Raw genomic sequence first — 22312 nt, forward strand, 5'->3', positions numbered from 1 at the left:
AACAATCTTCCGTTTGCGATTGACGCCGCACGCTTTTCCGGCTGGATTGCGCGCCGGTGCCGCAGACGGCATGACCATGATGGGAGTTCGAAGACATGTTGAAAAATATCGACCCGGCGCTGAATGCCGATGTTCTGCACGCGCTGCGCGCCATGGGTCACGGCGATACGCTGGTGATATCGGACACCAATTTCCCGTCCGATTCGGTTGCCCGGCACACGACGGTCGGCAAGGTGCTGCACATCGACAATGTCTCGGCCGCCCGCGCCATGAGGGCAATCCTGTCCGTGCTGCCGCTCGATACGCCGTTGCAGCCTTCGGTCGGCCGCATGGAAGTGATGGGCGCACCCGATCAGCTGGAACCGGTCCAGGTCGCAGTGCAACAGGAAATCGACGCGGCCGAGGGAAAGTCCGCTCCCATGTATGGCATCGAGCGTTTTGCTTTCTACGAAAAGGCCAAGCAGGCCTATTGCGTCATCACGACAGGCGAGACGCGTTTCTACGGTTGCTTCCTTTTGACGAAGGGTGTGATCCCGCCGGCGAAATAAGCCGGAGGCGGGAAATTTCGCTAGCCGCCGACCTTCATGACAATTTCAAGTTGTTGTGGCAAAAACCTCTACTAGGCTTGAAAACCAACCGGAGGTGTGCGGATCATGACCCAATATGTCCTGGCGTTCTGGAATGTCGAAAACCTGTTTGCGCCGGAGGGTTATCCTGCGCGCGAGCCGTGGATTGCCGAGCGGTTGAAGAACGATCTGAAGGGCTGGACGGAGGATCTGTTCAGGACCAAGATCAGGCAGCTCGGCATCATCATCCGGCGGATCGGCGGTGCCGGGCCGGATTTGCTCGGCGTCTGCGAGGTCGAGAACCGTTTCGTACTGGAGACGCTTGCAGAACACCTGAACGATCTCATGCCCGAGCGTGCCTATCGTGTCGTGCACGCCGATTCCAGCAAGGACCAGCGCGGCATCGACACCGCCTTCATCTATGACAGCAAAAAGCTGCTGATCAACGAGAACGAGATTTTCAGCCATTTCGTGATGCGCCGCACCGGTACCCGCGATATCACTCAATGCACCTTCATAACCAAAGGCGGCCGCCAGTTCATTGCGCTTTCCAATCACTGGCCATCGCGTTCGGGTGGCGCGGTGGAAAGCGCCGGCTTTCGCATGACCGCCGGCGAAACGCTCGGCTACTGGCATCAGCGCATACGCGAGGAAAAAGGAAACGATATCGCCGTCATTGCCTTCGGTGATTTCAATGACGATCCGTCCGATGCGTCCCTGCGTCACCACGCCAATTCGACGCGCGAGCGCGACGATGTGGAAAGCTCACAGTCGGCGATGTTCTATAATCTCGCCTGGAACTATCTGCGCCAGCCGGTGATGGATTCCGTCGGTTCGGCGAGAACGCTCTATGGCACGCTCTATTTCAATGGTGACGCCAATATCTTCGATCAGATCCTCGTTTCCAGATCACTTCTGAGCGGCACCAGCGGCTTCAGCGTGCGTGAGGAAACCGCCAAAGTCGAAGCCATCGCCGCCATGGTCAGCCACAGCAAAAACGAGGGGCCTATCCGCTTCGGCCTGTCGAAGGGCGACGCGGTCAAAAACGTCAATCTCGGCGGGTTTTCCGATCACTTCCCCGTTTCGGTCGTTATCGAGGAAAACGACACCATCGTGTAAGGCGGAACGGTCCTTCGATAACAAGAAAGGCCGGAGCTTTCGCCCCGGCCTCCATATCTTCCACCAAGCAATGAAGCTTAGTTGACGGCCTTGTCGACCAGCTTGTTCTTGCCGATCCAGGGCATCATGCCGCGCAGCTTGGCGCCGACTTCTTCGATCTGGTGGGTGTCGTTCATGCGACGGATTCCCTTGAAGCGTGCAGCACCTGAACGGTATTCCTGCATCCAGTCCGAGGTGAACTTGCCGGTCTGGATGTCGTGCAGGACGCGCTTCATTTCAGCCTTGGTTTCAGCGGTGATGATGCGCGGACCGGTGACGTATTCGCCCCACTCGGCCGTGTTGGAGATCGAGTAGTTCATGTTGGCGATGCCGCCTTCATAGATCAGGTCGACGATCAGCTTCACTTCGTGCAGGCACTCGAAATAGGCCATTTCGGGTGCGTAACCGGCTTCGGTCAGCGTTTCGAAACCGGCGCGGATCAGTTCGACGAGACCGCCGCACAGAACGACCTGTTCGCCGAAGAGGTCGGTTTCGCACTCTTCCTTGAAGTTGGTTTCGATGATGCCCGAACGGCCGCCGCCAACGCCGCAGGCGTAGGAGAGAGCGAGTTCAAGGGCGTTGCCGGAAGCGTTCTGGTGAACGGCAACGAGGCAGGGTACGCCGCCGCCCTTCTGGTATTCGCCGCGAACCGTGTGGCCGGGGCCCTTCGGCGCGATCATGACGACGTCGAGCGAAGCCTTCGGCTCGATGAGGCCGAAGTGAACGTTGAGGCCGTGTGCGAAAGCGATGGCTGCGCCATCACGGATGTTGCCGGCAATATCGGCCTTGTAGATGTCGGCCTGCAATTCGTCAGGCGTCGCCATCATCAGGAGGTCGCCCCACTTGGCGGCTTCGGCAACGGTCATCACCTTGAAGCCATCGGCTTCAGCCTTCTTGACGGTCGGCGAGCCGGCCTTAAGAGCGATAACGACGTTCTTGGCTCCGGAATCCTTGAGGTTCAGCGCATGGGCGCGGCCCTGGGAGCCGTAACCGACGATGACGACATTCTTGGACTTGATGAGATTGAGATCTGCATCACGATCATAATAAACGCGCATTTTATGGTCCTTCCCTAATGCTTGTCTCTATTGTCTTAACCGGAACCTTAAGCGACCTTGCCGCCCAGTTCCGAATGCACCTTTTCCGTCCCGTAAAGCGTCAGAAAGGCGACGACCGCCTTCTTGGCCCGGGCGGAAAAATCCTTGTCCGGCGCCTCGCCCAGCAGCATGCGCACATGCAGATCCGAGACGATGAGACCGTAAAAACTGCGATACGCCTCTTCGGCGTCATCGAAACGCAGGTAGCCGGAACGGCGACCCGCTTCGATCAATCCACGGGCGCGGCGATCGATCTGGCGACGGCCGCGTTCCAGCAGCAGATCGCCAAGCTTCGAACCGTCGCGGCTCGCCTGCCCGATGGCAAGACGATTGAGCGCCAGCGATACATCCCCCGCCAGCACGTCCAGCAGATCATGTGCGAAAACCTCGAGATGATCGGCAAGCTGCGGCGCGGAGACGCGGTCACCGGCTTTCTCGAAGGTGCGAACCTTGCTCTGCTGGAAGGTGATCATCGCCGCCAGCAGGCCATCGCGATCGCCGAACCACTTGTAGAGGCTTTCCTTCGAACAGTTGGCGGCACGCGCCAGCCCGGATGTGGTGAGCGCTTTCTCGCCGCCCTCGACCAATAGACGCAATGCCTGGTCCAGAACGGCGTTCTGGCGCGGCGAAAATTCCTGCGTTGTGATCGGGTCGGAAGCCAAGTCTTTCCACTCCAGGGGCTAGATTGATGTACCGTACGGTACGGTTCGAGCGCCATTTAAGCGGAGGCAGCGACGGGGTCAAGCGGATTCTTTAGAGGGAGACGAGAATTGGCGCTTTGCCCTGTAGTATGAAGGGAAGCCTGGGGGAGCCTTAAGGAGGTTGTGCGTTTGTCAGATAACCAAAGGTGGGTGTGGCTTTACCCCCCTCTGCCCTGCCGGGCATCTCCCCCTCAAAGGGGGAGATCAGCAAGCGGCCCACTTGCCGCTTCATTCCCGGACTTCGAGATGGCCGAGACCTTGCCGCATATCGATCTCCCCCCTTGAGGGGGAGATGCCCGGCAGGGCAGAGGGGGGTAAAGCCCCACGCACCACAGATCTGCCGTGAATGGACACCCCACCTACCCCGCCGCGATCTCCCGCGAAGCGTCCACATCCCGCGACGGCGACAACCCATAAAACCGGCTATATTCCCGACTAAACTGCGACGGGCTCTGATAACCGACGCGATGACCGGCAGTACCCGCATCCAGCCGCTCCAGCAGCATCAGCCGGCGCGCCTCATGCAACCGCAACTGCTTCTGATACTGCACCGGCGTCATGGCCGTAATCGTCTTGAAATGATGGTGGAAGGACGAAACGCTCATGCCGATCTGTTCGGCCAGCTCTTCGATCCGGAGCTGGCGCGCGAAATTCTCGCGCAGCCAGGCGATGGCGCGGGCGATGCGGTTGCCATGGCTGCCGGCCGCGATGACGTTCATCAGTTGCCCTCCGGCCGGTCCGGTCAGGATGCGATAGAGGATCTCCTGCTCGATCAGCGGCGCCATGGCGGCGATGTCGGCTGGACGATCGAGCAAGCGCAGGAGCCGTATGGCCGCATCGAGAAGTTCCGGTGTTGCCCTGTTGACGACGATGCCGCGCTGCGCATTCGCCGGCTCAGAAGATGGATCGATCGGTATGCGGCGCATGAGATCGAGCAGCTTTTCACTATCGATGGCAAGGGCAATACAGAAATGCGGCACCTCCCGGCTCGCCTCCACCACCCGCCATGCAACAGGCAGATCGAGCGATGTCAGAAGATAATCACCCGCGCCGTAATTTATGGTGTCCGTGCCCAATTGCACGCTTTTCGACCCCTGGATTACCATAGCGAGACAGGGGCGGTAACTGCCGTGGCATGGTGCGCTGGGGATCGTGCGCCGACTGATGCCGAGGGATTCGATCGCCGTCCGCACCTCACCGTCCTGGGTGGCGTGCCGCGCGGCGATGGCGGCGATCTCCTGATAGACATTGAACGGCAAGGACATGGGGGAAATCCCTTAACTGAAAGAAGAGATGTATTGGATGTTGCTTATCTAGAAAGCCGCCCGCCATCCGCAAAGAGCACGCGGGGTATTTTTTGCAGGATCGTGCAAAAAGCTCGGAGGATCGCTCTAACGCCTCTTTGCAGTTCCATTGCATATTCCGCCGTCCCCAACTCCCGAAAGGATATTCAGATGGCTATTGCAAGAGGTTATGCTGCGACCGACGCGTCGAAGCCGCTTACCCCGTTCACCTTCGAACGCCGCGAGCCGAATGATGACGACGTCGTCATCGATATCAAATATGCCGGCATCTGCCACTCGGACATCCACACCGTCCGCAACGAATGGCACAATGCCGTTTACCCGATCGTTCCGGGCCACGAAATCGCCGGTGTCGTGCGGGCCGTTGGTTCCAAGGTCACGCGGTTCAAGGTCGGCGACCATGTCGGCGTCGGCTGCTTTGTCGATTCCTGCGTTGGCTGCGCCACCCGCGATGTCGACAACGAGCAGTATATGCCGGGTCTCGTGCAGACCTACAATTCCGTTGAACGGGACGGCAAGAGCGCGACCCAGGGCGGTTATTCCGACCATATCGTGGTCAGGGAAGACTACGTCCTGTCCATCCCGGACAACCTGCCGCTCGATGCCTCCGCGCCGCTTCTCTGCGCCGGCATCACGCTCTATTCGCCGCTGCAGCACTGGAATGCAGGCCCCGGCAAGAAAGTGGCTATCGTCGGCATGGGTGGCCTTGGCCACATGGGCGTGAAGATCGGCTCGGCCATGGGCGCTGATATCACCGTTCTCTCGCAGACGCTGTCGAAGAAGGAAGACGGCCTCAAGCTCGGCGCGAAGGAATATTACGCCACCAGCGACGCCTCGACCTTTGAGAAACTCGCCGGCACCTTCGACCTGATCCTGTGCACAGTCTCGGCCGAAATCGACTGGAACGCCTACCTCAACCTGCTCAAGGTCAACGGCACGATGGTTCTGCTCGGCGTGCCGGAACATGCGATCCCGGTGCACGCATTCTCGGTCATTCCCGCCCGCCGTTCGCTCGCCGGTTCGATGATCGGCTCGATCAAGGAAACCCAGGAAATGCTGGATTTCTGCGGCAAGCACGACATCGTTTCGGAAATCGAAACGATCGGCATCAAGGACGTCAACGAAGCCTATGAGCGCGTGCTGAAGAGCGACGTGCGTTACCGCTTCGTCATCGACATGGCCTCGCTCGACGCTTGATACGCGTAGAGACGACCAAATAAACAAGGGCGGGAAGCCATGCTTCCCGCCCTTTCCTTTGTTACTTCAGGCCTCGTCCTTCAGCGTCTCTTTCTGGGTAATCAGGCGCGCACTGTGCTGGCCGCTCAGATAAATCCACAGCCAGCTCCACGCCACGGCCAGCCGCGAGCGCGTTCCGATCAGGAAGTAGATATGGGCAAGCCCCCATATCCACCATGCCAGCACGCCCTTCAGCTTGAACCGGCCGAAATCGATCACCGCCGCGCGTTTGCCGATGGTGGCGAGATTGCCCTGATGGCTGTAGCGGAAGGGTGCCGGCACCGGCTTGCCCTCCAGTCGCGCCTCGATGACCTTTGCCACATAAGCGCCCTGCTGCTTTGCCGCGGGCGCGATGCCCGGCACCGGCTTGCCGTTTTCCTGATTGACCGCGGCGGTATCGCCGATGACGAAGATATCAGCATCGTCTTCGAGATGAAGCTGAGGCCCGACGATGACACGCCCTGCCCTGTCGGCCGCCGCCCCTAGCCACTTCGCGGCGGGAGACGCCTGCACGCCGGCGGCCCAGACGACGGTGCGGCAGGGATAATATGTCTCGCCCACCGTCACGCCCTCATCCGTGCAAGCCGTTACCGGCGTGCCGAGCAGAACCTCGACGCCGAGCTTCTCAAGCGCTTGCCTGGCATAGGTCGAAAGATCCTCCGTAAAGACCGGCAGGACGCGAGGGCCGGCCTCTACAAGCAATACGCGGGTCTTTGTCGTATCGACATTGCGGAATTCCGCCGGCAGCGCCCTGTGGGCGAGTTCGGCGATCATGCCCGCCATTTCCACGCCGGTCGGGCCGGCACCGATGATGACGAAAGTCAGCAGCGCCTGCCGCTCCTCTTCACTGGTGGCAAGTTCGGCCCTTTCGAAGGCCAGAAGCAGGCGGCGCCGGATCGTTGTTGCATCTTCCAGCGTCTTGAGGCCGGGGGCGGAACGCTCCCATTCGTCGTGACCGAAATAGGCGTGACGCGCGCCGGTGGCCAGCACCAGCGTATCGAAGCCGATCACCTGGCCCGAATTCAGCTGCACGGTCCGCGCCGCCCGGTCCACGCCGGTCACCTCCGCAAGCAGGGTCGTCACTTCCTTGCGGTCGCGGTAAAGATGGCGGATCGGCCAGGCGATCTCGGATGTCGCCAGCGCCGTCGTCGCAACCTGATACAGCAGGGGCTGAAACAGGTGGTGATTGCGACGGTCGATTAATGTAACGCGGACAGGGGCCCCCTCCAGCCCATGCACCAGTTGTAAACCGCCGAAGCCTCCACCCACGACGACAACATGATGTTCTTGCATATGTCTCTGCCTTCCAAAATCTGCGCACGGAGCATGCGCAAGGCAAAGCATAGGCGAAAAAATTGACTTTGGTTATGAATTAGGCTGACCGCAGGCCTGACAAAAACGCCGGACTGTTTCAGCCATGCCATATTCCATGGCATCTGCCGTCAGCCCGTGGCCGATCGATACCTCAGCGAGATTGGGGATACGTTTCATCAGCTTGGGCAGGTTTGCGACCGTCAGATCATGGCCGGCATTGACAGCAAGCCCGAGTGCTGCGGCATGATCCGCCGTCTGCCCAAGCTTCTCGACAAGCAGGTCAGCCTTTTGCGGATCGTCAAAACAGCCGCCATAAGGGCCGGTGTAAAGCTCGATGCGGGCGGCCCCCGTCTCGGCCGCCAGCTCCACGGGCTCGCGTTCCCCGTCGCCATCGGCAAACAGTGAAACGCGCATGCCACCGGCCTTCAGGCGCCCGACGACATCTTTGAGAAAAACAGCATGTTTGCGGAAATCCCAGCCATGGTCTGACGTCGCCTGCGACGGGTCGTCAGGCACCAGCGTCACCTGTTCCGGCTGGGTCTTTTCGCAGAGAACGAGAAAATCCTCGGTGGGATACCCTTCGATGTTGAATTCCGCGCCGGGGAAACGATCATCGATCAGCGCCCGCAGCACCGGCAGATCCGAAAAGCGGATATGGCGCTGGTCGGGCCGCGGGTGTACAGTCAATCCGCTTGCACCCGCCGAGAGCGCAATCTGCCCGAAATGCGCGACATCAGGCCAGGGAAGATCGCGGCGGTTGCGTAACATGGCAATTGCATTCAAATTGACGGAAAGTTTTGCAGGCATGGCATCGGGCTCCGGTTCGGAATTGATACCTTGTTTCACGCAGGTTGACGCCGACCGCAAGGAGGCCGATAAAATTTTTTAAAGCTGCGGGAACGAAAGCAGGCAATACACGTTATGGTTTTTTTGCTGCGTTTGGCATGATGTCTTGATCAGAAGACGGGCCCGCGACGGGGGAACGAATAACGGATGCCATAAAAAGCAGGCACACTGTCAAAAAGCGTGAAGGGGGAGACGATGCAGGATGGCAGGATGCCGTTTGAACACGGCGACGAGGACAAACCCAATCTCAGGATCAGCAGCTTTCTACCGGATGTGAGCCTGCCTTCCTCCCTGCCCGCCGAACCGGTTCCCATCGCCGACATGGCCAATATTTTCGGAGTGACCCACCGGACACTGCATTTTTACGAGGAAAAGGCACTGCTGACCTCGAAGCGCATCGGCCAGATGCGCGTTTATACCCACCGCAACGTTCAGCGCATGGCCGTCATCAACGTCTGTCGCGAAGTGGGCATCTCCGTTGCCGCGATTACCGAAATCATGGAAAAACTCGTCCGGTCGCTCTCGCAGGAAGAGGCGGACGACATATTCCACGCCGCATTGCGGCAGCGGAAGAGAGAATTGACCTCCGAGCTTTCCACCCTCCAGCGTCAGGCCCAGCAGATCGAGGAATTGCTGGTGACGGAGACGGATGCGGACGGCATGGATGGCACTGAGCGGGCACCGGCAAAGGACATCGCCCTCACCGACACCGAACGCAAATGCCTGGAACTGATGGCGGAGGGTTATGCGCCAGTGCGGCTTGCCCGCGCCCTTGGCCTTTCAGGCAGCGATCTCAACACGCTGGAGGCAAAGATCATCGGCAAGTTCAGTGCCAGCAACCGCTTTCAGGCGGTCGCCAAGGCGGTTCTGCTCGGCGTCATCCGTGCCTGATCAACGAACGATCGTCAGGGTTTCGGCCGCGCGGGTGATGGCAGTGTAAAGCCATCTTTCGCGAGAATCACGGAAAGCATAGCTCTCGTCGAAGAGAACCACATTGTTCCATTGCGAACCCTGTGCCTTGTGCACGGTCAGCGCGTAACCGAAATCGAACTCGTCGTACCTCTTGCGGGTCGACCAGGGAATTTCGGTCTCCACATCCTCGAAGGCCGCCTTCAGCAATTTGATCTTGGCCGCACCGCGATCCATATCGTCATCTTCCGGCCGGATCATCAGGTTGATGCCGGGTTTCACCGTCTCGCGCGATGAACTCATCACCTGCCATAGCGAGCCGTTGAGCAGGCCCTTGGCAGGATCGTTGCGAAGGCAGACCAGCTTGTCGCCTGACTGTGGATAATCGGCGGAAAAACCCTTCAGCTCACGAAGCCGCTGATTGTAGCGGCGGCGGGTGCGATTGGTGCCTACCAGAACCTGATCGGCCTCCAGCACCAGCGACTGCGTCACTTCAGACTTGGAAATCACCTGCGCGGAGCCATAATCGCCGCGCATGATCTCGCGGCCTTCGCGTACATCCATGGCAAGATGGATGATGGGGTTGTCCTTGGCCTGGCGGTGGATTTCCGACAGCAGAAAATCCGGCTCCTGCTCGGTAAAAAAGCCGCCGCCCGAAACCGGCGGCAGCTGGCCCGGATCACCCAGCACGAGGATCGGCGTGCCAAAACTCATCAGATCCTTGCCAAGCTGCTCGTCCACCATCGAACATTCGTCGATGATGATCAGCGCTGCCTTGGCGAGCGGGCTCTGGCGGTTGATGGAAAACATCGGCGCAACAGAGGTCTTGCCGGTTTCCTCGTCTTCGACCGTTTCTTCACCGCGTGGGCGGTAGATCAGCGAATGAATGGTGCGGGCATTGGTCGCCCCGCGCGAACGCAGCACCTGCGCCGCCTTGCCGGTGAAGGCCGCAAACAGCACCTCGCCATCGACATTTTCCGCAAAATGCTTGGCAAGCGTCGTCTTGCCCGTTCCGGCATAACCGAACAGCCGGAAAACCGGCGTCCGGCCTTCTTTCAGCCAGCGGGAAACAGCCTTGAGCGCTTCGTCCTGTTGCGGTGAAAATAACATGCGTCCTCATCGCAGGATTCGAGCCTGATGCGCAACAGAAAAAGAACGAAAGATGAATCGCGCAATGAGAATGATGACCTCAATGCGCCGCCTGCTTCTCGACAAGCTGCGCCAGCTGCTCCGCAACCGTGTTCCAGCCGTCGAAGAACCCCATCTCCGCGTGCCTGTCGCGGTCGGCAAGGTTGTTGTGCATGGCATAGGCCTCATATTCCATGCCATCAGGATGATCGCGAAACGTCATCACGGCGGTGAGGAACGGCTGGGCGGAGGGCCGGAAACCCGCCGTCAGCGCATCGGTGAAAATGAGGCGCTGCTCATGATCCACCGCCAGGAAACAGCCGCTGATATGCTGGCCAAATTCCCTGCCGTCTTCGCTGTAGCGCGTCTCGAAAGCACCGCCGGGGTGAAGCTCCATTTTGTCCACCCGGCACTGGCCGGGATGCGGCACCCACCATTGTTCCAGGCTGGTCTTGTCCGTCCAGGCATTCCAGACCAGCCTGCGCGGCGCCTTGATGATGCGTGAAATCTTCAGGTCGAGATCGGGATTGAAAGTCTCGGTCATTGGTCATTCTCCCCTTTGCTGGACATCCTGTCCTGTTGTGCCATGACGAATTGCTCGAGCCGGTCGGTGCGGCCCTCCCAGACAGCGCGCTGTTGCGAAAGCCAGCCATCGAGCATGGAAAACCTCTGTTTCTCCAGCGAGCAGAACCGGACACGCCCCTGCTTGCGTGTCACGATCAGCCCCGCCTCCTCCAGCTGGCGGATATGTTTCATGAAGGATGGCAGGGCCATATCGAAGGGTTCGGCCAGCGTTCCAATGCTCGCCTCTCCGCCGCCCAGCCGCAGGATCACGGCCCTTCGGGTCGGATCGGCGAGAGACTGGAAGATATCGTTGAGCGCGTCTGAATAGTTTTCCATAAAGCTAACTATCATGGGAAAACACTTAGCTCAATGGATAAGTTTAAAAAATATTTCGCAACGGGGAATAAACCGGCGCGCGACGGTGTCTCTTGATGTGCTGGCGGCTTGAGCCCGCCCGAACCAAGGAGGATATGTCCATGAAAATCCGCTTTATCGTTCCCGCCCTCGTTCTGGCTTTTGCCGGAACGGCCTATGCAGCGCCGGCGGTCGAAACGGTCAAAACCGACAAAGGCAATGTGCTTGCCGGCGAAAAAGGCATGACGCTCTACACTTTCAAGAACGACAAGAAGGGCGTATCCAATTGTTACGACAAATGCGCGGTGAACTGGCCGCCGTTTTTTGCAGCCGCCAGTGACAAGGCCGAGGGCGCCTATTCCCTCTTGAAGCGCAAGGACGGCAAGATGCAGTGGGCAAAGGACGGCATGCCGCTTTATTACTGGGTCAAGGACACGAAAAAGGGCGACGCCACCGGCGACGGTATGAACGGTGTATGGGATGCCGCAAAACCCTGATGGCATGAATGGTGAAAAGCGGGGGAGCCACTCCCCCGCAACCGGCAGCTTCGAAACGGAGATGCTGGCGTTGATACCCATGCTGCGCCGTTATTCCCGCAGCCTTTCCCGTTCCGATGCCGATGGCGAGGACCTGTTGCAGGACTGCGTGGAAAAGGCACTTGCCAACAAAAGGCAATGGCGCGGAACGGGTTTGAAAACATGGGCTTACACGATAATGACGAATCTTTATCGCAACCGCCACCGCGCCGAGAAACGTCATCCGTCCGAAAGCCTCGACGGCCACGAGACCATTGCCATCCCGGACACGCTTTCCGACACGCTGGAGAACGACCGGCTGCATGGCGCGCTAGCACTTCTTTCACCGGATATGCGGGCAGTGCTGATGCTGGTGACGGTGGAAGGCTACAGCTATCAGGAGGCGGCCGAGACCTTGGCGATCCCGCTCGGCACCGTCATGTCCAGGCTGTCTCGCGCCCGCGAAACACTTCGCCAGCATCTGGCGGAGGATAATATCATACCCCTGCGGAGACCACGATGAAACGGCCCGATGCCATAACCGAAGACGATCTGCACGCCTATGTCGACGGACTTCTTTCCGACGACGACCGCGCGGCTGTCGAGAGCTGGCTGGCTGAAAGACCGGAAGACCAGAGCCGCGTGCAGGCATGGAAAAAACAGGCCGACATTCTGCGCAATGCGTTCGCCTCCTATGCCGCCGCACATCCGCATGACGCCTCGATGCTCGGCCCGCAAAAGAGGGATCGCAGATGGCGGCTGAAACCCGCCCTCCTGCGGACGGCGGCGGCCCTGCTGATCTTCGTAGCGGGCGCCGCAGCCGGCAGGCTGCTGCCCTCCTCCTTTTCGACGCCGCAGGACGTGACCCTGGCATCGCTGACGACGGATATTCCGGCACAGGCGAAATCCGCCTATCTCATCTATGCAAGCGAGGTGCGTCACCCCGTCGAGGTCGGCGCCGGCGAGCAGCAGCATCTTGCGACTTGGCTTGGCAAGCGGCTCGGTTATCCCTTCGCCATCCCCGATCTGTCGAAGATCGGATATGACCTCGTCGGCGGGCGTCTCATCCCCGTCAGCGGCAAGCCGGGCGCGATGCTGATGTATCAGGACAAGACCGGCCGCCGGGTGACGGTGCTGGTCGGCCACAACGAGGAAAACCGCACCACCAGCTTCCGCATGGCCAGCGCCGACGGTGTCGAAACCTTCTACTGGATCGACAACGAGCTGGGTTATGCCGTTTCCGCCGAACTGTCGCGCGACGAGGTGCAGGCAATCGCCGAGGAATGTTACCGGCAGTTTCCGACGTGAGGCCAGCAGGGGCCGCGGAATGCGAGTGACGACGTCAGCATCTGCGTGATGGAAGGCAAACAGCAGCAACGCACCGAAGGACGAGGTGAAATTTTTTGATGGATCGATCGTCTCCGCCATGGGTTTGAGAAGTCGACACAAAAGACTATTGTCCAATCGACAACCGCTGGAGCAAAACCATGCATGAGGATATTCCTGCCGTCACCCTGCCCTCTGGAAAAGAGGTTCCAGCCCTCGGACTTGGCACCTGGAATATGGGCGAGACAAGGTCATCGGCAGACGACGAGATTGAAAGCATCCGCAAGGCGATCGATCTGGGCATGACGTTGGTCGACACCGCGGAAATGTATGCCGACGGCCGGTCGGAAGAAGTGGTCGGCACGGCAATCGCCGGCCGCCGCGACGAGGTGTTTCTGGTCAGCAAGGTCTATCCGTGGAATGCCAGTGCAAGAGGCACCGCGGAAGCCTGCGAGCGCAGCCTCGCAAGGCTCGGCACCGACCACATCGATCTCTATCTGCTGCACTGGCGCGGCGAGCACCCGCTTGGCGAAACCGTGGCCGCGTTCGAAAGGCTGAAGAGCGACGGCAAGATCGGCAACTGGGGCGTCTCCAATTTCGATACCGACGATATGGAGGAGCTTTTCACCGTTCCAGAGGGCAAAAACTGCGCCGCCAATCAGGTGCTCTATAACCTCTCCCGGCGCGGACCTGAATTTTCCCTTCTGCCCTGGTGCCAGGAGCACGGCGTGCCGTTGATGGCCTATTCCCCCATCGAGCAGGGCCGCATCCTGAAGAACCACGAACTCATTCGCATCGCCAAGGCCTATCAGGCAACCCCGGCGCAGCTGGCCTTGGCCTTTCTTTTGGACAGGGACGGCGTCATCGCCATTCCAAAATCCGCCAGCGCGTCCCGTATCGTGGAAAATCGCGGCGCCACCGATCTTGAACTAACCGAGGAAGACTGGACCGCCCTCGACGCCGCCTTCCCGCCACCGACGCGCAAGACGTCCCTAGAAATGCTCTGACATAACAGGGCGTTAGCGGGCATTTCGGAATCAGCTGCTGAAGCGGTTGAATCGGAATGTGAGAACCGGGAACTGCCCGCAATAAAGATTGCAATAACGGCGCGGCAAGCCGCGCCGTCGGTCAGATAGCCCCGGGGCTTTATGACGGTATGCGCGGCTCGTATTCCTCTTTCAGCGCCAGCCACGTATCCCAGAAAGGGCCCGGTTCCTTTTCCTGAAGACGGGCAGCGAGAATATCGAGATGCACATGCCAGCCGGCGCTGACATCGAGCTTGGTCTTCCTGCCAACCAACCGGCGATGAATCAGCGTCAGAAGCACATCCTTGCCCAGAGCCTGAAGCTCGATCGACACCTCTCCGCTTTCACCCCAACTAAAGACAAGGTGATGCGGCGGAACGACGGTAATGATGCGGGACGCCATCTTTTCCTCTTCGGAAAAGCCTTCCGGGCGGTGGCCCGGCGGATCGGAAAGCTCGTCGTTGCGCCACACCAGTTCGAAGGGCGCATCGGGCGCAAGCCGCATTTCGCCGGAGGCGAGCCAGCGGCGGCGAAGGTCACTTTGGGTCAGATAAGCCCAGACCCGCTCGATCGGTCCGGGCAACAGCCGCTCGATCTTCAGGGTCGTTGGCTCGACGAGACGGCCATAGGTTTCAGGCATTGCGATATCAGCCATTGTCATTTCCTCCATCTGCAGGGGATTTTCCCTGATCTTCCTCCCTGAGCATCTGCTCAAGAACATCGAGGCGATTGCCCCAGAACTGCCGGTAGAAATCCAGCCATTCATGCGCTTCCGCCAGGGGTTCGGGCGCAAGGCGGCAGACATGGATGCGCCCCCTCACCTCGCGGCGGATAAGCCCCGCATTTTCCAGCGCCTTGATATGCTTCGAGGCTGCCGCGAGCGATATGTCGAAGGGTTGAGCCAACTGGCTCACCGTTCGCTCGCCACGGGAAAGATCACGCAGCATCGTGCGTCGCGTTGCGTCGCCAAGGGCATGAAAGACGGTATCGAGATGTGAAGCGGATAATTCAACCATGTTGTTGAATATAGCCGGTCGCCGCGGAATGTCAACCATATGGTTGAATATCGATCCCAAGCGGATTCCATAAAAAAACCCGCGGCGAACCGCGGGCTTTATGGAAGATTTCGCTTGGAGACGAATTACATACCCTGCGAACCGCGGTTCATGGCGGCAATACCCGTGCGGCAGATTTCGATCAGGCCGAGCGGCTTGATGATGGCCACGAACTGGTCGATCTTGGATGACTTGCCGGTGATCTCGAAGATGAAATGCTCCACCGTCGCATCCACCACCTTGGCCTGAAACGCATCGGCAAGCCGTAGCGCCTCGGCACGGACTTCGCCCGTGCCTGCAACCTTGATGAGCGCCACTTCGCGCTCGATCGGCCGTTCCTGCCCCAGTTCGCGGGCGCGGACGGTAAGGTCCAGAACCCGGTGCACCGGCACAATGCGTTCCAGCTGCGCCTTGATCTGCTCCAGCACGATCGGCGTGCCGCGCGTCACGATGGTGATGCGCGACAGATGCGCCTCATGTTCCGTTTCCGAAACCGTCAGGCTTTCGATGTTGTAGCCACGGCCGGAAAACAGGCCGATGACCCGGGCGAGAACGCCCGGCTCGTTGCTGACGAGAACCGACAGCGTGTGATTTTCAACGGCAGCCGTTTCCTTCTGGATGAAATAGGCGGAGCCGGTGGGTTGTAGGTGTGCGTTCATGTCCTTTTCCTCTCCCGGCTCAGACTAGCTGACGGCCCTTGGCATCGATGGCGTTGGCAACAGCTTCATCCGTCGCCTCATCCGGCAACAGCATCTCGTTATGGGCTTTACCAGATGGGATCATCGGGAAGCAATTGGCGAGATTGGCAACGCGGCAATCGAAGATGACCGGCTTGTTGACCGCAATCATCTCGGCGATCTTGTCGTCCAGTTCCTTCGGGTCGTCGCAATACATGCCGACCGCACCATAGGCTTCCGCCAGCTTGACGAAATCAGGCATGGCTTCGGTATAGGAGTTGGACAGACGGTTGCCGTGCAGCAACTGCTGCCATTGCCGCACCATGCCCATATACTGGTTGTTGAGGATGAAAATCTTCACCGGCAGGCCGTACTGGATGGCGCAGGACATTTCCTGGATACACATCTGGATCGATGCGTCACCGGCAATGTCGATGACAAGCGCTTCGGGATGCGCGACCTGCACGCCGATAGCCGCCGGCAGGCCATAACCCATGGTGCCGAGACCGCCCGAGGTCATCCAGTGGTTCGGCTCCTCGAAACCGAAGAACTGCGCCGCCCACATCTGGTGCTGGCCGACTTCTGTCGTGATGTAAGTGTCGCGTCCCTTCGACGCCTCATAAAGCCGCTGCAATGCATATTGCGGCATGATGACATCTTTGGAGTTCTTGTAGGCGAAGGAATTACGGGCGCGCCAGCGCTCAATCTGCGACCACCAGTCGGCCGTCTGCGCTTTTTCCGGTTTCTTCGGCAAAGCGCGCCACAGGCGAGCCATGTCCTCCAGAACATGCCCGACATCGCCGATAACAGGCACGTCGACACGCACGGTCTTGTTGATCGAGGACGGATCGATATCGATATGGATCTTCTTGGAATTCGGCGAAAACGCATTGATGCGACCGGTAATACGGTCATCGAAACGCGCGCCGATGCAGACCATGACATCGCAATCATGCATCGTCATATTGGCTTCGTAGGAACCGTGCATGCCCAGCATGCCGAGCCAGTTCTTGCCGGAAGCCGGATAGGCGCCGAGACCCATCAGCGTCGAGGTGATCGGGAAATTGGTGAGTTCGACCAGTTCGCGCAGCAGACGGGTTGCCTCCGGACCGGAATTGATGACGCCGCCGCCGGTATAGAAGACAGGCTTTTTCGCCTTGGACATCAGGTCGATGGCGGCGTGAATGGCGTTGAGGTCGCCCTGGACCTTCGGCTTGTAGCTCTTCTGCTGGATGGCGGCAGAAGGCGGCGTATAGGTGCCGGTGGCAAACTGGATATCCTTCGGAATATCGACGACGACAGGGCCGGGACGGCCAGTCTGCGCAATGCGGAAGGCTTCATGGATGATGCCGGCCAGTTCGTTGACGTCCTTGACCAGCCAGTTGTGCTTGGTGCAGGGGCGCGTGATGCCGACGGTATCGCATTCCTGAAACGCATCGGAACCGATCAGCGATGTCGGGACCTGGCCGGACAGGCAGACGAGCGGAATGGAATCCATCAGCGCATCCTGCAGCGGCGTCACCGCATTGGTGGCGCCGGGACCGGAGGTAACAAGCATGACGCCGACCTTGCCGGTGGAGCGGGCATACCCTTCAGCGGCGTGGCCGGCACCCTGCTCGTGACGCACGAGGATGTGCTGAATGTCTTCCTGCTGGAAAATCTCGTCATAAATCGGAAGAACGGCACCGCCGGGATAACCGAAGATGTGCTCGACACCGTTATCCTTCAGCGCCTGCAGAACGATCTCCGCACCTGTCATGCGATTGCTGTTTTCCGTATTGTCCTTATCCGTCATTGCCTGTTTCCGTCCCGCTTTGGCTTTGGATATCGAGGAGCCCGAGGGCCTGTTTGAAGACATAAAAAAAGGCCCCTAGAGGAGCCTCGTTCAGCGCATGGGTGCTTTCGCCGGATGGTTACACCATCCTGCCCATGCGCCGTCCCACCACGATAAGTACGTTAAGATTTTTCATGGGCCGGAGTGTTAGCCACAAACGCCCCAGCCGTCAACGCATATTGCGGGAAAAAATCACCGCCGCCTTCTTTTATTACCCCGCAGGGGGCTTTGGCGAAATTTTCGAACGCGGCCGATACACCTGTTGTTAAGCATAATCTTTTAATCTCGAGAGCGCAGATGCTGCCCGAACCACCGCGATCATCCGCATGTACCGGGAAAAAATGTGAATAACGACACGTCTCATAACGCGTCCCGCATGGACGAAAACGAACGGCGATCCGGCGAGCAACCGGCAAACCGCATGCTCGGCCGCGTCATCGCGTGTAACGGCGCGCACGCCACCATTGCCGCAGAAACGGAACCCGGCTCCACCGACGTGTCGCAGCTCTGGTCCGTCGGACGCCTGATCTCCATCGAAATGGGCACGAGCCGTGTCACTGCGCTGGTCTTTTCCATGCGCACCGGCGAAGACCATTGGGCAGCGGACAAGCCAAACAGGCTGCTGATCGACGTGGAACTCGTGGGTGAAGTGTATCGCACCGAAGACGGCAGCGAACGTTTTTCCACCGGCATCTCCCGTTACCCTTATCTCGGCGCGGTGGCGCACCGCATCCGCACCAGCGACCTTGCAAAGATTTACGACAGCGGCAGACGTGATGCCTGTGTCATCGGCAAGCTGACGCAGGACGACACGATCAACGCGGCGATCAGCATTCCTCAGATGCTTGCCAAACATTTCGCCGTCGTCGGATCGACGGGCGTGGGCAAGACTACCGCCGTTTCGCTGCTTCTGAACAAGGCGATCGAGACCGACCCGAAACTGCGCGTCCTCATTCTCGATCCGCATAATGAATTCGCGGCTGCTTTTCCCGATCATTCCGTCGTCATCGATACCGATACGCTGGACCTTCCCTTCTGGCTGATGCGGCTCGAGGAATTTGCCGAGGTGATTTTCCGCGGCCGCAAGCCCGTGCCGGAAGAGATGGATTTCCTCCGGGACCTCATTCCCGAAGCAAAAAAGGCATTTCGCGGCACCGAAGGTTCCGCCGTCCGCCGTACATCCGACAAGAGCGCGATCACGCCGGATACGCCGGTGCCATACCGCATCGCCGATCTTCTCGCCCTCATCGACGAACGTATCGGCCGACTGGAAGGCCGCGGCGAAAAACCCGCCTTGCGCACGCTGAAGGGCCGCATCCTCTCGGCCGTCAACGATACGCGCTATAATTTCATGTTCTCGAGCAATACGATCAACGACAACATTCTCGAGACGGTCGCGCATATCTTCCGCATCCCCGGGGAAGGCAAGCCGATTTCGGTTTTCCAACTGTCAGGCATCCCCTCCGAAGTGGTGAATTCGGTGGTCTCGGTGCTCTGCCGCATGTCCTTCGAACTGGCGGTGCTGGCGCGCGGTTCGCTGCATATGCTTATCGTCTGCGAGGAAGCGCACCGTTATGTTCCGGCTGATCCCGAGCGCGGCTTTTTCCCCACCCGGCAATCCATCGCCCAGATCGCCAAGGAAGGCCGCAAATACGGCATCTCCCTCGGCGTCATCAGTCAGCGGCCAAGCGAGCTGGACCAGACCATCCTGTCGCAATGCTCGACCGTGTTCGCCATGCGGCTGTCGAACGAGATCGACCAGAAGATCATTCTCTCCGCCGTGCCGAACGCCTCGACCTCGACTACGAGCTTTCTCTCCTCCATCGGCAATGGCGAAGCCATCGCCTTCGGTGAGGCCGTGAATGTGCCGATGCGCATGCGCTTCGACCGTGTCACCACGGCCAAGCTGCCGAAGGCGAGCGGCACGTCCAGCCATATGAACCATGAAACCCCTGACACGGTCGACCTGAACAGCATCGTCACCCGCATGCGCGCCACGGCCAAACCCGTTATCACCGGCTTCCAGCAAAGCGTGGAAGCGGCTTTTTCCGACCAGCCGGAACCGGCCGTATTCCAGACGGCAGACGATATCGATCGCTGGAAGCGAGAATTGGGAACGCCCGCAACGGAGGGATATGAACCCTACCGCCCGGATATGCTGCCCGGACGCACACCGCCTGTGCCATCCAATGCGGCGTCAATGGACCCCACCGCCGGCGCCGTCAACGATCTGCGCAAGGCGGGTTTCCAGATGCAGGCGCAGAATGGCCCGCCGCCCGGTGAGACGCGCCCCTCGTTGCGCGAAAGCCTGTTGAAAAAACCGCTCGGCAGCCTCTACCGCAAGGATTAGGCCCCTTTCACGGCTGGATGCGCGTCCAGTCATCCCCCATCTGGTTGCGGAACCAGGTCATCTGCCGTTTGGCATATTGGCGGGTCGCAGCCGCCGATTTTTCTATCACCTCCGCCGCACCCATGCGCCCGGCCAGCATATCGGCGATCTGAGCAACGCCAATCGCCTTCATCGCCGTTGCATCGGGCGCTAGATTGAGCGCAAGAAGCGCCTGGACCTCCTCCACCGCACCACTGTCCATCATCGCCTCAAAACGGCGGTTGATACGGTCATGCAGCACCGGTCTCTCCGGCAGGACGATGAATTTCTGCGCCCGCTCGGGATCGACGATCATCGGGCCGCTGGCACGCTGGAAATCGCGGATCGATTTCCCCGTCGCTTCGAGCACCTCCAGTGCCCGGACGATACGCTGGCCATCTCCCGGCTGCAGCATCTGCGCCATGGGCGGATCGCGGCTCACCAATTCGGCGTGTAGCTTTGCCGCTCCCTCTTCGATCAACCGGGCGCGCAGCCCCTCGCGAATGCCATCGGGAATCGCGGGCATGTCGGAGAGGCCACCAGTCAGCGCCTTGAAATAAAGCCCCGTACCACCGACGATAACAGGAAAACGCCCCTCACCGCGCAGATCCGAAAGCAGGCCGGAAATATCCCGCAGCCATTCACCGGTTGAATAGGCGCTGTTAGCAGGCACATGGCCGTAGAGATGATGCGGCACGCCCTCCATTTCCTCATCGGAAGGCCGGGCGGTTAGCACCCGCAAGGTGTCGTAAACCTGCATGCTGTCGGCGTTGATGACCACACCGTTCCGCTCCCGCGCCAGACGAAGCGCAAGCGCGGACTTGCCGCTTGCCGTCGGGCCGGTTATCAGGATCGCATCAAAATTCTGATCAAGGTTTTTCATCATGGCTCTGGTTGCCACGCTTATCGCCAATCCGTCAAATCCTGTTCTGACACCAGCCTTCGGCGAAGCCGCCGCAAAGGCGGTCAATGCATCGGGCCTTTATTGGCTGGCCGACGGCATCGCCTGCGATATAGCCCTGCCCCTGGGCACCGCAGCCGAACAGGCGCGCAGCGCTATTGCGGCCGCGCTTATCGGAAAACCCATCGATATCGTCATCCAGGAACAGGACCAGCGGCGCAAGAAGCTGCTGATCGCCGACATGGATTCAACTATGATCGGCCAGGAGTGCATCGACGAACTGGCGGCCGAAGTCGGGCTGAAGGACAAGGTCTCCGCCATCACCGCCCGTGCGATGAATGGCGAGATCGCTTTTGAACCGGCTCTGCGTGAGCGCGTGGCGCTGCTGAAGGGCCTGCCGGTCTCTGTCATCGATGACGTCATCGAAAAGCGCATCACGCTGACATCAGGCGGCAAGGAGCTGATCGCCACCATGAAAGCGAAGGGTTATTACACCGCCCTCGTTTCCGGCGGCTTCACCGTATTCACCAACCGCGTCGCTGCGATGCTCGGTTTCGACGAGAACCGCGCCAATCTGCTCGGCGAAGCCGATGGCGAACTTGACGGCACCGTTGCCGAACCCATTCTCGGTAAACAGGCCAAGGTCGACGCGCTGAACGATATTGCCGCAAAGCTCGGCATTTCGTCTGAAGAGGCGATGGCAGTCGGCGATGGCGCCAATGATCTCGGCATGCTGCATGTGGCCGGTGCAGGCGTTGCCCTGCACGCCAAGCCCGCCGTGGCCGCCGAAGCGCAGATGCGCATCGACCATGGCGACCTGACCGCGCTTCTCTACATCCAGGGCTATCGCAAGACGGATTTTGTCATTCCATGATCATTCGTGAGACAGAAAGACTCATTCTGCGCGAATGGAAGGAGAGCGACCGCGACCTGTTCCGCGAAATCAACGCGGACGAAAAGGTCATGGAATTTTTCCCCTTCCGCCGCAGCCATGCGGAAGCGGACGCGGTGCTGGAAACCATCAATGGCATGATCCGCGGCAGCGGCTATGGCTTTTATGCCATGGAGCTGCGAGAAACCGGTGAAGTGATGGGGTTCTGCGGCATATCGCCTGTCATGAACCTCGATCCGCCCTTCCCGATCGGCACCATGGAAATCGGCTGGCGGCTCGCCACTCGCTTCTGGGGGCACGGTTATGTCACCGAAGCTGCGCAATCGCTGCTCGTCATGGCTTTCGATGAAAAGGAGACGCCGGAAATCGTCTCCTTCGCCGTCCACGACAACCATCGTTCGACGGCGGTCATGGAACGCATCGGCTTGAGGCGTGATCCTTCCCGCGATTTCGACCACCCGCGCGTGCCGGAAGAGACGCACCCGCATCTGCGGCCCCACGTCACCTATGCGCTGACGCTGGAGGAATGGCGGGCGCGATAA

The 22312-nt window shown here is 59.6% G+C and carries 24 protein-coding genes; 11 read left to right on the plus strand and 13 right to left on the minus strand.

Annotation, left to right across the window (positions count from 1 at the left end; translation table 11 throughout):
* Nucleotides 1-95 precede the first annotated feature (95 nt).
* Together GSF67_RS09245 and GSF67_RS09250 are read left to right on the plus strand one after the other, a co-directional pair.
* Nucleotides 96-548 (plus strand): RbsD/FucU family protein, encoded by a 453-nt coding sequence (locus tag GSF67_RS09245; RefSeq protein ID WP_006311847.1) that lies wholly within the window; start codon nt 96-98, stop codon nt 546-548.
* Between the two features lie 105 nt (nt 549-653).
* Complete coding sequence (locus GSF67_RS09250; RefSeq protein ID WP_006311845.1) at nt 654-1685, plus strand: endonuclease/exonuclease/phosphatase family protein; 1032 nt, start codon at nt 654-656, stop codon at nt 1683-1685.
* Between the two features lie 77 nt (nt 1686-1762).
* On the opposite strand, the gene ilvC is transcribed toward GSF67_RS09250, so the two are convergent.
* The 3 genes from ilvC to GSF67_RS09265 all read right to left on the minus strand — a co-directional run bounded on the left by ilvC (nt 1763) and on the right by GSF67_RS09265 (nt 4787).
* Entirely contained in the window at nt 1763-2782 is a 1020-nt protein-coding gene (gene ilvC, locus GSF67_RS09255) for a ketol-acid reductoisomerase (RefSeq protein WP_006311843.1), read from the minus strand.
* A 47-nt stretch (nt 2783-2829) separates the two neighbouring features.
* Complete coding sequence (locus GSF67_RS09260) at nt 2830-3483, minus strand: TetR/AcrR family transcriptional regulator (RefSeq protein WP_006311841.1); 654 nt, start codon at nt 3481-3483, stop codon at nt 2830-2832.
* A 398-nt stretch (nt 3484-3881) separates the two neighbouring features.
* The gene (locus GSF67_RS09265; RefSeq protein WP_006311840.1) at nt 3882-4787 is read right to left on the minus strand and encodes an AraC family transcriptional regulator; all 906 of its coding nucleotides are present in this window, start codon (nt 4785-4787) and stop codon (nt 3882-3884) included.
* Between the two features lie 189 nt (nt 4788-4976).
* Between GSF67_RS09265 and GSF67_RS09270 the strand changes: the two genes are divergently transcribed.
* On the plus strand, nt 4977-6023 hold the full coding sequence (locus GSF67_RS09270) for an NAD(P)-dependent alcohol dehydrogenase (RefSeq protein WP_006311839.1): 1047 nt from the start codon (nt 4977-4979) through the stop codon (nt 6021-6023).
* Between the two features lie 66 nt (nt 6024-6089).
* Here the strand turns inward: GSF67_RS09270 and GSF67_RS09275 are convergent, their stop codons facing one another.
* A complete protein-coding gene (locus GSF67_RS09275) occupies nt 6090-7355 on the minus strand; it encodes an NAD(P)/FAD-dependent oxidoreductase (RefSeq protein ID WP_006311838.1) in 1266 nt (421 codons plus the stop codon).
* Nucleotides 7356-7427: 72 nt separating this feature from the next.
* A complete protein-coding gene (locus GSF67_RS09280) occupies nt 7428-8183 on the minus strand; it encodes a pyridoxine 5'-phosphate synthase (RefSeq protein ID WP_006311827.1) in 756 nt (251 codons plus the stop codon).
* A gap of 234 nt (nt 8184-8417) precedes the next feature.
* Here GSF67_RS09280 and GSF67_RS09285 point away from each other — a divergent pair, with 234 nt between their 5' ends.
* Entirely contained in the window at nt 8418-9113 is a 696-nt protein-coding gene (locus GSF67_RS09285; RefSeq protein WP_006311825.1) for a MerR family transcriptional regulator, read from the plus strand.
* Here the strand turns inward: GSF67_RS09285 and GSF67_RS09290 are convergent, their stop codons facing one another.
* From GSF67_RS09290 to GSF67_RS09300, 3 genes are all read right to left on the minus strand, one after another.
* Nucleotides 9114-10241 (minus strand): ATP-dependent RecD-like DNA helicase, encoded by a 1128-nt coding sequence (locus tag GSF67_RS09290; RefSeq protein WP_006311823.1) that lies wholly within the window; start codon nt 10239-10241, stop codon nt 9114-9116.
* Nucleotides 10242-10320: 79 nt separating this feature from the next.
* Nucleotides 10321-10803, minus strand: coding sequence for an SRPBCC family protein (locus GSF67_RS09295; RefSeq protein ID WP_006311822.1), 483 nt, complete (start codon nt 10801-10803; stop codon nt 10321-10323).
* Nucleotides 10800-11159, minus strand: coding sequence for a helix-turn-helix transcriptional regulator (locus GSF67_RS09300; protein ID WP_006311814.1), 360 nt, complete (start codon nt 11157-11159; stop codon nt 10800-10802). Before GSF67_RS09300 ends, GSF67_RS09295 begins: the two co-directional genes overlap by 4 nt.
* A 134-nt stretch (nt 11160-11293) precedes the next feature.
* On the opposite strand from GSF67_RS09300, the gene GSF67_RS09305 reads away from it, so the two are divergent.
* The 4 genes from GSF67_RS09305 to GSF67_RS09320 all read left to right on the plus strand — a co-directional run bounded on the left by GSF67_RS09305 (nt 11294) and on the right by GSF67_RS09320 (nt 14025).
* Nucleotides 11294-11674, plus strand: a complete 381-nt coding sequence (locus tag GSF67_RS09305) for a hypothetical protein (protein WP_006311809.1) — start codon at nt 11294-11296, stop codon at nt 11672-11674.
* Nucleotides 11658-12215, plus strand: a complete 558-nt coding sequence (locus tag GSF67_RS09310; protein ID WP_035214952.1) for an RNA polymerase sigma factor — start codon at nt 11658-11660, stop codon at nt 12213-12215. The genes GSF67_RS09305 and GSF67_RS09310 overlap by 17 nt, the downstream gene beginning before the upstream one ends.
* Nucleotides 12212-13000 (plus strand): anti-sigma factor, encoded by a 789-nt coding sequence (locus tag GSF67_RS09315; protein WP_006311807.1) that lies wholly within the window; start codon nt 12212-12214, stop codon nt 12998-13000. Before GSF67_RS09310 ends, GSF67_RS09315 begins: the two co-directional genes overlap by 4 nt.
* 179 nt (nt 13001-13179) lie before the next feature.
* Nucleotides 13180-14025: an aldo/keto reductase gene (locus GSF67_RS09320; protein ID WP_006311806.1), complete on the plus strand. Its 846-nt coding sequence runs from the start codon at nt 13180-13182 to the stop codon at nt 14023-14025.
* A 139-nt stretch (nt 14026-14164) separates the two neighbouring features.
* Here the strand turns inward: GSF67_RS09320 and GSF67_RS09325 are convergent, their stop codons facing one another.
* The 4 genes from GSF67_RS09325 to GSF67_RS09340 all read right to left on the minus strand — a co-directional run bounded on the left by GSF67_RS09325 (nt 14165) and on the right by GSF67_RS09340 (nt 17570).
* A complete protein-coding gene (locus GSF67_RS09325) occupies nt 14165-14698 on the minus strand; it encodes an SRPBCC family protein (protein WP_035214950.1) in 534 nt (177 codons plus the stop codon).
* Nucleotides 14691-15059, minus strand: coding sequence for a helix-turn-helix transcriptional regulator (locus GSF67_RS09330; protein WP_010972013.1), 369 nt, complete (start codon nt 15057-15059; stop codon nt 14691-14693). The genes GSF67_RS09325 and GSF67_RS09330 overlap by 8 nt, the downstream gene beginning before the upstream one ends.
* Before the next feature lie 125 nt (nt 15060-15184).
* Nucleotides 15185-15757, minus strand: a complete 573-nt coding sequence (ilvN, locus tag GSF67_RS09335; RefSeq protein WP_003507555.1) for an acetolactate synthase small subunit — start codon at nt 15755-15757, stop codon at nt 15185-15187.
* A 19-nt stretch (nt 15758-15776) separates the two neighbouring features.
* Nucleotides 15777-17570 (minus strand): acetolactate synthase 3 large subunit, encoded by a 1794-nt coding sequence (locus GSF67_RS09340; RefSeq protein WP_006311799.1) that lies wholly within the window; start codon nt 17568-17570, stop codon nt 15777-15779.
* Nucleotides 17571-17952: 382 nt separating this feature from the next.
* On the opposite strand from GSF67_RS09340, the gene GSF67_RS09345 reads away from it, so the two are divergent.
* Nucleotides 17953-19959, plus strand: coding sequence for an ATP-binding protein (locus GSF67_RS09345; RefSeq protein WP_083815814.1), 2007 nt, complete (start codon nt 17953-17955; stop codon nt 19957-19959).
* A 7-nt stretch (nt 19960-19966) separates the two neighbouring features.
* Here GSF67_RS09345 and miaA read toward each other — a convergent pair whose 3' ends face one another.
* Nucleotides 19967-20863, minus strand: coding sequence for a tRNA (adenosine(37)-N6)-dimethylallyltransferase MiaA (gene miaA / locus GSF67_RS09350; RefSeq protein ID WP_006311792.1), 897 nt, complete (start codon nt 20861-20863; stop codon nt 19967-19969).
* Here miaA and serB point away from each other — a divergent pair.
* Nucleotides 20862-21752 (plus strand): phosphoserine phosphatase SerB, encoded by an 891-nt coding sequence (serB, locus tag GSF67_RS09355; protein ID WP_006311793.1) that lies wholly within the window; start codon nt 20862-20864, stop codon nt 21750-21752. The genes miaA and serB overlap by 2 nt on opposite strands.
* Nucleotides 21749-22312 carry a GNAT family N-acetyltransferase gene (locus GSF67_RS09360; RefSeq protein ID WP_006311791.1) on the plus strand — a complete coding sequence of 188 codons (564 nt, stop codon included), beginning with the start codon at nt 21749-21751 and terminating at the stop codon, nt 22310-22312. Before serB ends, GSF67_RS09360 begins: the two co-directional genes overlap by 4 nt.

Origin of the sequence: Agrobacterium sp. CGMCC 11546 (assembly GCF_013365515.1) — a bacterium.
Taxonomy (GTDB): Bacteria; Pseudomonadota; Alphaproteobacteria; order Rhizobiales; family Rhizobiaceae; genus Agrobacterium; species Agrobacterium fabrum.

Coding starts and splice junctions, on each gene's coding strand:
- ilvC (WP_006311843.1), bottom strand. CDS start 2,782: ATGCGCGTTTATTATGATCGTGATGCAGATCTCAATCTCATCAAGTCC.
- GSF67_RS09265 (WP_006311840.1), bottom strand. CDS start 4,787: ATGTCCTTGCCGTTCAATGTCTATCAGGAGATCGCCGCCATCGCCGCG.
- serB (WP_006311793.1), top strand. CDS start 20,862: ATGGCTCTGGTTGCCACGCTTATCGCCAATCCGTCAAATCCTGTTCTG.
- GSF67_RS09340 (WP_006311799.1), bottom strand. CDS start 17,570: ATGACGGATAAGGACAATACGGAAAACAGCAATCGCATGACAGGTGCG.
- GSF67_RS09280 (WP_006311827.1), bottom strand. CDS start 8,183: ATGCCTGCAAAACTTTCCGTCAATTTGAATGCAATTGCCATGTTACGC.
- GSF67_RS09330 (WP_010972013.1), bottom strand. CDS start 15,059: ATGGTTGAATTATCCGCTTCACATCTCGATACCGTCTTTCATGCCCTT.
- GSF67_RS09305 (WP_006311809.1), top strand. CDS start 11,294: ATGTCCATGAAAATCCGCTTTATCGTTCCCGCCCTCGTTCTGGCTTTT.
- GSF67_RS09295 (WP_006311822.1), bottom strand. CDS start 10,803: ATGACCGAGACTTTCAATCCCGATCTCGACCTGAAGATTTCACGCATC.
- GSF67_RS09310 (WP_035214952.1), top strand. CDS start 11,658: ATGCCGCAAAACCCTGATGGCATGAATGGTGAAAAGCGGGGGAGCCAC.
- GSF67_RS09275 (WP_006311838.1), bottom strand. CDS start 7,355: ATGCAAGAACATCATGTTGTCGTCGTGGGTGGAGGCTTCGGCGGTTTA.
- GSF67_RS09285 (WP_006311825.1), top strand. CDS start 8,418: ATGCAGGATGGCAGGATGCCGTTTGAACACGGCGACGAGGACAAACCC.
- ilvN (WP_003507555.1), bottom strand. CDS start 15,757: ATGAACGCACACCTACAACCCACCGGCTCCGCCTATTTCATCCAGAAG.
- GSF67_RS09270 (WP_006311839.1), top strand. CDS start 4,977: ATGGCTATTGCAAGAGGTTATGCTGCGACCGACGCGTCGAAGCCGCTT.
- GSF67_RS09315 (WP_006311807.1), top strand. CDS start 12,212: ATGAAACGGCCCGATGCCATAACCGAAGACGATCTGCACGCCTATGTC.
- GSF67_RS09300 (WP_006311814.1), bottom strand. CDS start 11,159: ATGGAAAACTATTCAGACGCGCTCAACGATATCTTCCAGTCTCTCGCC.
- GSF67_RS09320 (WP_006311806.1), top strand. CDS start 13,180: ATGCATGAGGATATTCCTGCCGTCACCCTGCCCTCTGGAAAAGAGGTT.
- GSF67_RS09360 (WP_006311791.1), top strand. CDS start 21,749: ATGATCATTCGTGAGACAGAAAGACTCATTCTGCGCGAATGGAAGGAG.
- miaA (WP_006311792.1), bottom strand. CDS start 20,863: ATGATGAAAAACCTTGATCAGAATTTTGATGCGATCCTGATAACCGGC.
- GSF67_RS09290 (WP_006311823.1), bottom strand. CDS start 10,241: ATGTTATTTTCACCGCAACAGGACGAAGCGCTCAAGGCTGTTTCCCGC.
- GSF67_RS09250 (WP_006311845.1), top strand. CDS start 654: ATGACCCAATATGTCCTGGCGTTCTGGAATGTCGAAAACCTGTTTGCG.
- GSF67_RS09325 (WP_035214950.1), bottom strand. CDS start 14,698: ATGGCTGATATCGCAATGCCTGAAACCTATGGCCGTCTCGTCGAGCCA.
- GSF67_RS09245 (WP_006311847.1), top strand. CDS start 96: ATGTTGAAAAATATCGACCCGGCGCTGAATGCCGATGTTCTGCACGCG.